Source organism: Stenotrophomonas sp. SY1 (assembly GCF_021202945.1).
Taxonomy (GTDB): domain Bacteria; phylum Pseudomonadota; class Gammaproteobacteria; order Xanthomonadales; family Xanthomonadaceae; genus Stenotrophomonas.
The window spans coordinates 136,016-148,773 of sequence record NZ_JAJOYR010000003.1 but is presented as its reverse complement, the minus strand read 5'-3'; the positions used below and the strand labels follow the sequence as shown (position 1 = coordinate 148,773).

11 protein-coding genes are annotated in these 12,758 nt (G+C 65.2%); 8 read left to right on the top strand and 3 right to left on the bottom strand.

All coding sequences use genetic code 11. The features are described from left to right. Nucleotides 1-5: 5 nt before the first annotated feature. Nucleotides 6-785, bottom strand: coding sequence for an enoyl-CoA hydratase-related protein (locus LR961_RS17755; protein ID WP_232151304.1), 780 nt, complete (start codon nucleotides 783-785; stop codon nucleotides 6-8). 57 nt (nucleotides 786-842) lie between these two features. On the opposite strand from LR961_RS17755, the gene LR961_RS17750 reads away from it, so the two are divergent. Then, the gene (locus tag LR961_RS17750) at nucleotides 843-1,631 is read left to right on the top strand and encodes a GntR family transcriptional regulator (RefSeq protein WP_232151303.1); all 789 of its coding nucleotides are present in this window, start codon (nucleotides 843-845) and stop codon (nucleotides 1,629-1,631) included. A gap of 297 nt (nucleotides 1,632-1,928) precedes the next feature. Then, nucleotides 1,929-2,870 (top strand): VOC family protein, encoded by a 942-nt coding sequence (locus LR961_RS17745; protein ID WP_232151302.1) that lies wholly within the window; start codon nucleotides 1,929-1,931, stop codon nucleotides 2,868-2,870. Between the two features lie 42 nt (nucleotides 2,871-2,912). Here LR961_RS17745 and LR961_RS17740 read toward each other — a convergent pair whose 3' ends face one another. After that, entirely contained in the window at nucleotides 2,913-4,517 is a 1,605-nt protein-coding gene (locus LR961_RS17740) for an alpha/beta hydrolase (protein ID WP_232151301.1), read from the bottom strand. A 343-nt stretch (nucleotides 4,518-4,860) separates the two neighbouring features. Here LR961_RS17740 and LR961_RS17735 point away from each other — a divergent pair, with 343 nt between their 5' ends. Then, a complete protein-coding gene (locus tag LR961_RS17735; RefSeq protein WP_232151300.1) occupies nucleotides 4,861-6,975 on the top strand; it encodes a TonB-dependent receptor in 2,115 nt (704 codons plus the stop codon). A gap of 61 nt (nucleotides 6,976-7,036) precedes the next feature. Next, complete coding sequence (locus LR961_RS17730) at nucleotides 7,037-7,699, top strand: hypothetical protein (protein ID WP_232151299.1); 663 nt, start codon at nucleotides 7,037-7,039, stop codon at nucleotides 7,697-7,699. 154 nt (nucleotides 7,700-7,853) lie between these two features. On the opposite strand, the gene LR961_RS17725 is transcribed toward LR961_RS17730, so the two are convergent. Further along, nucleotides 7,854-9,134 carry an MFS transporter gene (locus LR961_RS17725; RefSeq protein ID WP_232151298.1) on the bottom strand — a complete coding sequence of 427 codons (1,281 nt, stop codon included), beginning with the start codon at nucleotides 9,132-9,134 and terminating at the stop codon, nucleotides 7,854-7,856. Nucleotides 9,135-9,305: 171 nt separating this feature from the next. Between LR961_RS17725 and LR961_RS17720 the strand changes: the two genes are divergently transcribed. Genes LR961_RS17720 through LR961_RS17705 form a run of 4 tightly spaced genes read left to right on the top strand, consistent with a single transcriptional unit; the run spans nucleotide 9,306 to nucleotide 12,746 of the window. Further along, nucleotides 9,306-10,103 carry a GntR family transcriptional regulator gene (locus LR961_RS17720; RefSeq protein ID WP_232151297.1) on the top strand — a complete coding sequence of 266 codons (798 nt, stop codon included), beginning with the start codon at nucleotides 9,306-9,308 and terminating at the stop codon, nucleotides 10,101-10,103. Further along, nucleotides 10,100-11,371 carry a 3-isopropylmalate dehydratase large subunit gene (locus LR961_RS17715; protein WP_232151296.1) on the top strand — a complete coding sequence of 424 codons (1,272 nt, stop codon included), beginning with the start codon at nucleotides 10,100-10,102 and terminating at the stop codon, nucleotides 11,369-11,371. Before LR961_RS17720 ends, LR961_RS17715 begins: the two co-directional genes overlap by 4 nt. Further along, nucleotides 11,368-11,865, top strand: a complete 498-nt coding sequence (locus LR961_RS17710; RefSeq protein ID WP_232151295.1) for a 3-isopropylmalate dehydratase — start codon at nucleotides 11,368-11,370, stop codon at nucleotides 11,863-11,865. Before LR961_RS17715 ends, LR961_RS17710 begins: the two co-directional genes overlap by 4 nt. Beyond that, nucleotides 11,862-12,746 carry a hypothetical protein gene (locus LR961_RS17705; protein ID WP_232151294.1) on the top strand — a complete coding sequence of 295 codons (885 nt, stop codon included), beginning with the start codon at nucleotides 11,862-11,864 and terminating at the stop codon, nucleotides 12,744-12,746. Before LR961_RS17710 ends, LR961_RS17705 begins: the two co-directional genes overlap by 4 nt. Nucleotides 12,747-12,758: the final 12 nt, after the last annotated feature.

The window sequence follows — 12,758 nt, the reverse complement described above, 5'->3', positions numbered from 1 at the left end:
CAGTCTCAGCTGAAGCGCGGGGCGCGTTTTTCCAGGAATGCAGCGGCACCTTCGACGAAGTCGCTGCTGCTGAAGGCGTCGTTGAAAGCGGCATCGGCCTGTGCGGCGCTGATGCTGGCGTCACCGCCCAGGTGGCCGAGCACGGTCTTGATGGCGCGCCGCGCCTGACCGGAGGTCACCAGCAGCTGCTGCACCTGTGCCTGTTCCAGCGCCTCCAGGCCTTCTTCGCCGGCCAGCTGGTTGATCAGGCCCCAGTCCAACGCGGTGACCGCATCGACCAGTCGCCCAGTCAGCAACAGCTCGCGTGCGCGCGCCATGCCGACGGTGTTGACCAGCCGACGGCTGTCATCGGCGCTGTAGACTAGGCCGAGCTTGGCCGGGGTGATGGCAAACCGGCTGCGGCCACTGGCCAGGCGCAAGTCGCACGCCAGGGCCAGGCCCAGGCCGCCGCCCACGCAGGCACCGTCGATGACGGCCAGCGTGGTCTGCGGCAGGCGTTGCAGCTTGAGCTGGGTACGTTGGACCTGGGCGTTGTTGGCGGCGAAGGCTTCCGGCGCGGTGAGCAGCTGGCCAAGCTCGTCGATGTCGGCACCGGCACTGAAGGCACCGGGGACCCCGGACAGCACCAGCACCTGGGCATCGCTGGCGGCAATGGCATCCAGCGCGGTCTCCAGCGCCGCCCAGTGTCGGGTGGCCAGGGCGTTGCGCTTGTCGGGTCGCTGGATGGCGATGCGCGCGAGCGCTCCGTCACGGCTCCAGCAAATCACGGTTTCTTCAGTGATCATGGCCTATCCTGTTTGTCATATCGTTATAGCATTAAGCCAAAGGAGGGTGAAGCGAGGATGTCCCAGGACACACTGACCGCGTTGCTGAGTTCCAACGCGCACAAACTGCTGCGCAACGACCTGCCCACGCCGCTTTACCACCAGATGTTCAGCCTGCTGCGCGACCGGATCCTCAACGGCGAGATCCCGCGTGGCGCGCGCATCCCGACCGAGTTCGACCTGGCCGACGGCTTTGGCGTCTCGCGCATCACCGCCAAGCGGGCGCTGGATGAGCTGGCCGCCGAGGGCCTGGTGGAGCGGCGCCGTGGCAAGGGCACGCACGTGATCCACCGTTCGCGGCCCAAGCCGATGCACAGCCCGCTGACCGGCCTGCTGGAAAGCCTGGAAGTGCTGGCCGAGAACACCAAGGTGCAGCTGCTGCAGTTCCGCCGTGCGGTGCCGCCGGAGCCGATCCGCGCCCTGTTCGACACCGGCCCGCGCGACCCGCTGGTGCACGCCATCCGCCTGCGCCTGCGCGGTGACACGCCGTTTGGCTACTACAACAGCTGGACCCGCACCGACCACCCGGACTTCAACGAAGCCAAGCTGGCCAACAGCTCACGCCTGAAGTTGTTCCAGGCAGCCGGCATCCACATCAAGCAGGTCGAGCAGGTGCTGTCGGCGGTCAATGCCGATGCCATCGCCGCCATGCACCTGAAGGTGGAACCGGGCACCGCCCTGCTCGCCCTGGAACGCCGCTCCTACGACGGTGACGGCAACCTGGTGGACCTGTTGAACGTGCAGTACCGGCCGGATCAGTTCACCTACCAGATGACGCTGGATGTGGACGCCGGCGGGCATGACTGAGCGCTGAGCCCACGCAGGCTTGCGGCTTCGCGGTAGGAGCGGTTTCCGCCGCGAGGTTGTTGTCGTTTCAGATCGCTGCAAAGCACCCCTCCCCACCCCTCCCCTTGCCTGCGGCAAAGGGGGGGAGCGGCCATGCATGCTCGGCCGGATTGCAGCCAACTGCCCCCTCCCTTTCGCATGGCGAAGGGGAGGGTTGGGGAGGGGTGACGTTCGCTTCACTCGCTGGACAATTTGTCCGGACATATTGCAGGATCAGGAGGGCACGACCTTTCCACGATCCTGCAACGGGAGTCCGGCATGTTGTCCGAAGTGAAAGCAGTCACCCTTGGCGTCAGCGACCTGCAACGCGCCTGCGCCTTCTACGAAAGCGCATTGGGCTACCGCGTCCAGGCGCGCGGCGAACTCAGTGCCGCACTGGCACCGCTGTGGCGTTTCGATCCCACGCTAAACGGCGAATACGCGGTTCTCGCTCCCGATGATTCAGGGCTGGGCAGGATCCGCCTGGTTGCCTTCGACGTACCCGGCCAGCGCCTGTGGAACACTGATAACCTCTACAACGGCAGCGGCTTCTACGCGCTCAACTTCCGTTGCAGGGATGCCCTGGCGACGATGCGGGCCATCACCGCAGCCGGTGGCAGCAGTGAACACGAGCCCAGCTACTGGGAGGTCAGCGAGCAGGTCGCGGTGCGCGACTCGATCAACGACGACCCCGATGGCATCCGCCTGGACGTGTTCTCCTACGAGAAGGGCGGTGAGCTGCGCGGCCCGCTCAACACCGATGTCAGCGTGGTGCAGACCATCGCCATCGCCAGCCGCGACGTACCGCGCTCGGTGGCGTTCTACAAGGCGCTCGGCTTTGAAGTGCTGTTCGATCGCGTACTCGACTTTCCCGAACTGCAGACCCTGCTAGGCACCGATCGCCCGGTGCGCATCCACAACGTCAACCTGATCAAGGACGGACACATCGTGCCCGGACGCGTGGAGATGTTCGCGTATCTGGACATGGAACACCTGCCCGATGCACCGCTGCGCGATGCCGCGGTGCCGCCGAACATCGGCATCCTCTCCGCGTCGCTGGCCAGCGACGATCTCGACGCCGACGTGCAAACCCTGAGCATGCTCGGCGCGCAACTCATCGCCCGCGCCAGGCTGGCCCTGCCCGGCTTCGGCGATTGTGATGCCGCCACGCTGTTCGGCCCCGATGGCGAGCAGCTGGAGTTGTTCCAGCCGCTGCGGTAGCGCTGCGAGAGCCTCCGGTGTGAGCTCACCGGAGGCTGCCTTTCATGCGTCCATAAGCAGGCGCGTGCGCAACGCGGCGATGCGTCCGTCATGATCCTGCGCGTCATCGGCAATCAACTGAACCGGCACCTGCAGCGCCAGGATCTGCGCCGCAAGATCGGCCACCACCGCGTCCCGGAACAGCGCCGGCATGCGCTGCCCCAGCCGCAGAAGCTCGACCACGTTGGCGTGCACCTGCGCGCTGTCCGGTGCGGCCAGCAACCGCCGGGCCGCAGCGCTGGGCGGCAGCCACGGCCACAGCAGGTGGCGCTCACGCTCCCACTGCCACGCTTCGGCCATATGCCCGCCGGCAGCGTGCACGCGTGGGTCCGGCAGCTGCTGCAGGAAGGTTTCGCGCTCATCGCCCTGCAACAACCACGGCCGATGCAGGACAACGCGCTGCAAGCGCTCACCCAGCCAACCGGCCAGTGCAGGAACGTAGGCGCAGGCCGCGTCGTGCGCATGCACAACCACCGGCATTGCAGGCGCCAGCTGCATGCAGAGCGCCTGCAAGGCAGCCTGCATCGTCGCCGCCGTCAGCGGCAGCGTGACCTCCGATGATGCGCCGTGGCCAGGCAGCTCGATGGCAAGCTGCATCCGTGCATCGTCCGGCGCTGCGTGCGGACGCTGCGGTTGTTGTCCCGGCGCATGCACATGCAGCACCACCGCGCCGCTCCCCGGGCGCAACCACAACGCCACTTCACCCACCGGCGTTGCCACGATCCGTCGCGACCAACCCTCGGCTTCGCGCGCGTGCAGCGACACCTCGCGCTGCGCGCCTTCACTGATCCCGGCAAGGATCGCGTCCATGCGCCGATGCAGGCCATCCACGCCATCGGGCTCCTCGATGCTCAACACGTTGTCCGGCAACGCAGGCAGACGCGGCCGATGGCTGAGCAACACATCATCGTTGCGGTAGATCAACCATGTCGGGCAACGCAGTTCGGCCACGCGTTGCCGTTGCGTGTAACGGAACGCGGCACCGTAACCGCTGCGGTAATTGTCGCCGACGTCGAGGATGTCCATCGCCGCATCGTGCGTGCCCTGCGCACTGTACGGAGGCAACCGGATCGCGCATTCGGCCGATGGATCGCACCACGGGAAGAAGTACAGCTGCTCGCGCATGCGCGACCACAACCAGCGCAGGTGGGCACCGTCCCAGCTCGGCACGAACGGCGGCAGATAGCGATCGGTGTAACGCGCACGTTCTGCATCGTTGAACAGCGCGTAGCCGTCGATGATCAGGCCCAGCAAACGCTGCGGTGCAATCCACGCCAGGTGCATGCCGATCAGGCCGCCGGTATGCATGCCAAACAGCGCAAAGCGCTCGATGCCCAAGGCATCGGCAAGTTCGAGCGTGGCGTTGGCGAAATGCTCGATGCCCGGCGCTTGTTCCGGCAATGGATCGGAGTAACCGAAGCCCGGCGTATCCGGCGCGATCACCGTATAGCGGTCGGCGAAGCGCTCGATCATCGACAACCACATGCGCGAGTTCTGCGGTGATTGATGCAGCAGCATCAGTACCGGCCCGCTGCCGGCGTAACGGTAGTGCACATGCCTGCCACCAATGCGGACGAACTGCCGGCCGATTCCCGTTTGCTTGTGCACGCAGCCACTCCTGCTGATGTTCGAGCGCTTGGTTATAGCAACAAACGTGACCTCGGCAGAATCTTTGTCCGGTCATTTATGCTGCAAATGCACATCGCTCGACTTTGCCCTATCAACCGCACCTATAGGACAAAGTTCCCGCTCGCCTCGGCGGATGAAACCAAACAAATTCAATGGATTGAATACACACACGCGTATTCATCAGGCCTGCAATATTGGTGCAATAGTCTGGTTGATTGTCCGGACAAATGACGGAATACTTCTTAGGAAGCATTGATATATCTATATACCGATTCCGCCCCACCCGTAAGAGCTTTTCCTTCATCACGCTACGAGGCGAGTCATGAGAGATGTTCTGTACCGGAGTGTTCTGGCTGTCGCTATCGTGGCAGCACTTGGCAACGGCAACGCCGCCCACGCCCAATCGACCAGCTCCGATGCCGTGCAGCTGGACCAGGTCAGCGTCACTGCCCAACGACGCGAAGCAGAAATGCAGAAGACGCCACTGAGCATGAGCGTCATCAGCGGGCCGGCGCTTGATCGCATGCAGATCAAGCGCGTGGACGACATCAAGTTCACCACACCCAACATCATCATCGAGCAGAACACCGGCACCAGCTCGGGCGCCAAGATCATCATGCGCGGCGTCGGCGCCGACGAATCGATGTTCACCAACGATCCGGCCGTGGCGTTGTACATCGACGATGTCTACATCGCCCGCCAGAACGGCGCCATGCTCGACCTGTACGACGTGGACCGCATCGAAGTGCTGCGCGGCCCGCAGGGCACGCTGTACGGGCGCAATGCCACCGGCGGCGCGATCCGCTACATCTCCAAGAAGCCCACCGGCGAAGAGAAGCTCAGCTTCGACGGCAGCATCGGCAACATCGGCCGGCTGGACGGCCGCGCCAGCTTCACCACCCGCATCGGCGAAACCCTGGACGTCTCGGCCGCGGTGCTCAGCCGCAACCGCGACGGCATCATGTACGACATCACCCACAACCGCTGGGTCAACGACCAGGACATGCTTGCCGGCCGCCTGGCGTTTGCCACCACCTGGGGCGAAGCGTCCTACGCCACCTTGAGCATCGACCGCCTGCGCGAACGTTCCACGCCGGCCTGGGGCACGCCGGTGATGCTGGACGGAAACGACCACGTCATTCCCAAGCTGGGCAGCTTCTACAAGACCAAGTCCGACACGCTGGGCATCAACGACCTGGATCAGTTCGGCGTGTCGCTGACCAGCGAAACCGACTTCGGCAGCTTCTCCTGGCGCAACATCCTGCACTACCGCACGCTCGAGCATCACTTCTACATGGACGTGGATGGCACCGACCAGATGCGCTACCACCTGGAGCAGGACCAGAAGCAGAACCAGCACGGCTACGAAGCGCAGTTCACCTCGCAGCTCGAAGGTCCCTTCAGCTGGGTGGCCGGTGTGTTCACCTTCTGGGAACACAACGACCAGCCCACCCGCAATGACATCTTCACCCGCGGTGGTACCAACTACATCAAGCAGGACACCAGCGCCTACGCGGTGTACGCGCAGGGTGACTACAAGTTCACCGACAAGCTCACCCTGACCTTGGGCGGCCGTTACAGCTACGAGAACAAGGACTTCTCGCTGCGCGCGGTACGCGCCAACGGCACCCCCAACTTCAGCAAGCAGATGGAGAAGAGCTGGAACCGCCCCGACTGGAAGGCGCTGTTGTCCTATGACTTCAGTGACAACGTGATGGGCTACGCCAGCGTCACCACCGGCTTCAAGAGCGGTGGCTTCAACGGCCGTGGCACCACCTACGCCACCATCACCCCGGTCGATGCCGAAACCCTTCGCGCCTACGAAGTCGGCGTGAAGTCGACGTTGTGGGACAACCGCCTGCGTTTGAACGCCGACTACTACCGGTTGGATTACGACGGCATCCAGCTCACCGCGGTGAACCCGGATGGCGTGTTCGTGATGACCAACGCCACCGGCGCGCTGATCCAGGGCATCGAGATCGACGCGCAGGCGCAGCTGACCAGCAAGCTGCGCGTGGATGCCAGCATCGGCACCATCGACGGCGAGTACCAGAACTACGCCGACGTCAACGCGGCCTACTTCAATGGTCGTCCGATGAAGAGTTCACCGGACATGCAGTGGACGCTGGCGGCAACCTACGTGCAGCCGGTAGGCAATGCCGACCTGGTGTTCGCCGCACAGGCACGCCACACCGACGAGTACTACCAGAACCAGGACGCATCGCGGCTGATCATGACCCGCGCCAATACCGAGTACAACGCACGCATCTCCTACGAGCCGCGTGAGGCGAACTGGTCGGTTGCGGTATGGGGCAAGAACCTCAGCGATCAGTTCTCCTCCACCGGCGGCTTTGACATCGCCAACCTGGGCGTCGGCGTGATCTACCCGAATGTGCCACGCACCTACGGCATGGATTTCAAATACCGCTTCTGGTGAGCCACGCCTTCCCGTCGCACACATCGCTCCCGCATGGGAGCGATGTTCTTTGGAGACACTGATGGACTACCAATTGTTGTTGCTGCTGCATCTGTTGATCGGTGGCTATTGGCTGGGCGGTGACCTGGGCGTGTTCTACATCGCCGGCAAGATCGCCGACCCGGCACAGCCCCTGCCCGTGCGGTTGTTCTCGGCCAAGGCGATGATGTTGCTGGACATGATTCCGCGCACCTGCCTGATCATGGCTTTCGGCACCGGCCTGACCGTCGCCACGCAGGCCGGGTTGCTGCCGCTGCACGGATGGTTGTGGCTGGTGTGGCTGGTCACCCTCGGTTGGCTGGCGCTGGCCTGGGCGGCGTTCGTCAAGGAACATTCGGCGGCGGGGCATCGCATCGCGCGCGTGGATTTCTACGTGAGGCTGGTGGTGCTTGCCGGTTGCGTGGCGGCCGGTGTGGACGCCTTCAGCGACGGCGGCCTCATCGCACAGAGCCGCTGGCTCGGCGCCAAGCTGGTGTTGTTCGCCGGCATCATCAGCATGGGCCTGCTGGTGCGCATCCAGCTGCGGCCGTTCGGGCCGTTGTTCGGCAAGGTGGTCAGCAACACCGCCACCGATGCCGAACAGCTGGCGCTGAAACAGTTGGTCGCGCGGGTGAAGATCCCGGTGCTGTGCATCTGGATGATCATCCTGGCGATCATGGCCTTGGGGAAGTTGAAGCCGTTCTGATGCTGGGGTCCAACCCGGTGGAATGACAAAGGCCCGCGCGAGCGGGCCTTTGTGCATGCGTTGCTTGGGGAGCTCAGGTTGCGACACGGGGCGGCTACCCCACCACCTGCGGCGCAAGGGAGTGGGCGCTGTCAGACGCCCCCCGCGACGCCCTTCAGCCCCCTCCCTTCTGCGAAGCAAAGGGGAGGGTTGGGGAGGGGTCACTCTGCGCCGCCGCGAATGCCAACCGCCGCTCGTCACGCACCAGCAGCGAGGCCAGCATGCCGATCACCACCAGCACCGCGATCACGATGAAGGCCACCCGATAGTTGCCGTAATGGTCGAACATCACTGCGGTCAGCCAGATGCCCAGGCCCGCCGAGGTTGCGTCCATCAACGAGATGGTGCCCAGGATCTTGCCGGCAGCGCTGAGCCCGAACGCCTCCACGATCTGCAACTGCAGGATCGCGTACAGACCACCCCAGCCCAGGCCCATCACGATCAGGCCGGCCCACAGCAGCGCCGGCTGCTGCAGGGCGATGATCACCGCACCGACCGCCATCAGCACGACGTTGCAGACGAACACCTTCTTCGGCGTGGTCACATCGGCCAGGAAGCCGAACAGGAACTTGCCCACCATCCCCAACCCAAACAGCAGGAACATGCCGTCGGCCGCCTGCTTGCCGCTGAAGCCCAGGTCCTTCATGTGCAGGATCAGATGCGAGGACAGCGACATGATTCCCCAGAAGGTGGTCACCGCCACCAGCGACAGGGCCCAGAACGTGCGCGTGCGCAGCGCCTGGCGATAACTCAGGTCGGGCAGCGAGCTGGATACGCCCGGCCGGCAGGCGGCGCTGGCCTGACCTTCGCCCCACGGCCGCATGCCCAGCGCTCCGGGCTGCTTCACCAGCAGCAGGCATACGAAGAACAGCGCCAATGGAATCACCGCCATCAGCAGGAAGCTTCCGCGCCAGCCGTGCTCGGGCAGCAGCGCCACGATCACCTTGGGCACCAGCATGCCGCCCAGACTGCTGCCCACCAGCGCGATGCCCAGCGCCGTGCCACGGCGAGTGTGGAACCACTGCGAGACCATGATCACCGCCACGCTCAGGCCGCTGCTGACCACCACCGCCGCGAAGCCGACGTGGATCAGGTAGACGTGGGTGATCGAATGCACCTGCGAATACGCCGCGTACAGCGCCGCCAGCAGCACGCTGCCGAACAGCGCCAGGGTGCGCACACCGATGCGGTCGATCAGCGCGCCAACGAACGGCGACAGGGCCGCGGCCAGCAGCAGGTTGAACATGTCGCGGAACTTGAGCTGGCCCCGGCTCCAGCCGAATTCATCCAGCAGCGACGGATCGAAGGCAGTGATCCCGGTCATGGTCATGCCATTGGAAATGGCAAGCATCAGCATCGCCACGATGCAGATCAGCCACGGGTAGCAACGTTTCATCGGCATCCCTTGAGTCGCGGAGGAGCGGTCTGACGGATGTTGCAACAACAATGTCCGGACAAATAGTTGCACAGGACGGCGGGCGAAGAAAGCGGCCGGCCGATTTGCGGGCCGGACCAAATATAGTTATATAGATATATCATTAAGATTATTTGCGGACCGACGGCAGCCTTGGACCCGTTCACCACCCAATCCCTGGAGGGCATCCTCCGCCGCGACGTGCACGCGCCGCTCTATCACCAGCTGCAGGGCTTCCTGCGCGGCCTGATCGAGCGCGGTGAGATCGGCGATGGCGAGCAGCTGCCGCGCGAGGAGGAACTGGCCCGGCGCCTGCGCATTTCGCGGGTGACGGTACGCCAGGCGCTGCAGGTGCTGGCCGACGACGGCCTGCTGGTACGCCAGCGTGGCCGTGGCACCCGCGTGGTTGGTGGCAAGGCGCGCACCTCGGTCATTCCCATGCCGCTGAAGACGCCGCTGGGCGAGCTGATGCACACCCTGGACACGCTGGCCGACAACACCCAGGTGCGGCTGCTGGGCTGGGAACGTGCGCTGCCGCCGGAGCCGATACGCGAGCTGTTCGGCAGCGCGCCGGACGAGACACTGGTGCGCTGCGTGCGCGTGCGTACCCGCCACGGCCACCCGTTCGGTTACTACGCCAGCTGGACCCGCACCGCACACCCGGATTTCAACGCCGACCAGCTGGCTTATGGGCCGCGCATCGCGCTGTTCCGTCGTTGCGGCATCCAGTTCGTGCAGGTTCAACAGACCGTGTCGGCATTGCGCGTGGGCGCACTGGCGGCCATGCACCTGCAGATGTCACCCGGACAGGCAGTGATGACGATGGAGCGCCGCTCCTATGGCAGCGGCCAGCAGTTGCTGGACCTGCTGGAAATCCAGTACCGCCCCGATCAGCTGCGCTACCAGATGCGCATGGACTACGAAGCCATCAACCCGGAGACGCTTGTTTGAGCGCAACGCTTGCCGAAAAGATCCTTGCCCGCGCCTGTGGGCGCCAGGCGGTGCGCGCGGGGGAAATCCTCACCGCCAGGCTCGACCTGCTGATGATGCACGACTCCGGCGGCCCGCGACGGGTCGCCTCGCGGCTGGAAAAACTCGGCGCCAAGGTTTGGGATGCGGACAAGGTGGTGGTGGTTTCGGACCACTTCGTGCCGGCGGTGGACATGGAGAGCGCGGACATCCTCGCCCTCACCCGCAGGTGGGCGCAGGCACACGGCGTCACCCATTACGACATGCTCGGCATCTGCCACGTGGTGCTGCAGGAACATGGCCACGTGCAGCCGGGCATGTTCTGCGTCGGCGGTGATTCGCACTCGCCCAGCGGCGGTGCGTTCGGTGCCTTCATGGTGGGCATGGGCGCCACCGACATCACCGGCGCGCTGGTCACCGGCGAAGTGTGGCTGCGCGTGCCGCAGACCACCCGCGTGCAGCTCGACGGCCAGCTTGCTGCCGGCGTCAGCGCCAAGGATGTGATGCTGATGCTGTGCGGCCAGTACGGCATGGGCAACGAAGGCCAGGTGTTCGAGTACGGCGGCAGCGCGGTGCAGGCCATGCCGATGCACGAGCGACTGACCCTGTGCAACATGGCCGCCGAACTGGGCGCGGAAACCGGCATCGTCGAACCCGATGCGACCACGCTTGCCGCACTGGAACAGGCCGGCAAACCATTCAGCGGCGACCTGGCGCATTGGCGCAGCGACGCCGATGCCGACTACCTGCACCGCTACCGCTACAACGCCGCGCAGATCGCCCCGCACGTGGCCGCACCGCACAGCCCGGCCAACAGCCGGCCGGTCGGCGAGCACGGCAAGGTGCGTATCGACCAGGCCTATATCGGCGCCTGCACCGGCGCCAAGCTCACCGACCTGCGCATGGCCGCCGAAGTGCTGAAAGGCCGCAAGGTCGCCAACGGCACGCGCCTGTTGATCGCACCGGCCTCGGTGGCGATGACCGCGCAGGCCGCTGCCGAAGGCACCCTGGCCGCGCTGACCGAAGCCGGCGCGATCCTGCTGCCGTCCGGCTGCGGCGCCTGCGCCGGCATGGGCGCAGGCATGCTCAGCAGCGGTGAAGTGTGCATGTCCACCACCGCGCGCAACTTCAAAGGCCGCATGGGCTCGGCCGAAGCACAGGTTTATCTGGGTTCGCCGTACTCGGTGGCCGCCGCTGCGGTAAAAGGTGAAATCTGTGATCCGCGCGAACTGCTGGGGGAAAGCGCATGAACGTCCGTGGCAAGGCCTTCGTTTTCGGCGACCGCATCGACACCGATGTGCTCGCCCCCGGGCCATACATGCGTGAGCCGATGCACGTGCTGGCCAGCCATTGCCTGGAAGCGGTGGACCCGGCGTTCGCCAGCGAGGTGAAACGTGGCGACATCGTGGTCGGCGGCGAATCCTTCGGCATCGGCTCCTCGCGCGAGCAGGCCGTGCAGGCATTGGCCGAACTTGGTGTCGGCGCCATCGTTGCCAGGTCGTTCGCGCGCATCTTCTATCGCAATGCACTCAACCTCGGCGTTCCGGCGTTGGTCTGCACCGAGCTGGAGGTTTCGCGCGGCGACGAGCTGGAAGTACGGCCGGTCGAAGGCCACATCATCAACCACAGCACCGGACGTGAGTTCGCCTGTGAAAAGATTCCGACCGAGCTGATGGCAATCGTGGCCGGCGGCGGCCTGATGCCGTGGCTGGAGCGCAAGCTGGCAGCGGAGCGTCGCGCATGAGCGGCGCACGCGACGGCATCGTGCATGCCACGCTGATCGCCCCAGACCTGCAGCTGGTGATCGATGCCTACCGCGCACAGCTGTCGATGCGTGAGCACGCACGTGGCACGCTCGGCGCCGAGGATGCCGCTGTTCTGGACCTGCCTGACCTGGCCGGCGCACCGCTGGCATGGCTGGCCAACCCCCTCGGCGAGCCAGTGCTGCGGGTGATTGAAGATCCCGACGCTGTCATCAGCGAGCCGATGCACCGTCACGGCTGGTTGTCGCTGGAAGTGCTGGTCGGTGACATCGACACGCTGGCCGCCGGCCTGCGCGCACCGTTCACTGTGCTCGGTGCCGCCGCCAACCTTGAACTGAGCGATGCGATCCGCGCCGCGCAGGTGCTCGGCCCGTGCGGAGAGTTGCTCTATCTCACCCAGATCAAGGCGCCGGTACCGCCGTTCGACCTGCCGATGACCGATGCCGTGCTCGCATCCACCTTCATCGGCGTGATGACCACGCCCGATCGCGACGCCTCGCAACGCGCCTGGTCGGCGCTGCTCGGTGCCAAGGGCTGGGCGTTCGATACAAAGATCACCGTGCTCAACCGCGCCTACGGCAAACCGCTGGAGGGGCGTTACCCTGTTGCGGTGGTGCCGATGCCGGGCCAGTGCATGGTCGAGATCGACCAGGTGCAACTGCCCGCTCCTGCCCAGGTCCGCCATGCCGGCACGCACAGCCTGTGCCTGCACCTGCCTGCCGTGGATGACGCTGCACTGCGCGGCGCCGGTTGGCAGATGCAGGTCATCGGCCCGCATCGCAGCCTGCGCGGCCCTGCTGGTGAGCATGTGCAGCTGATCGGCGTGCAAGCAACGGCGAATGCAGGAATTGCGAGCGCGTAGGAGCGGCTTCAG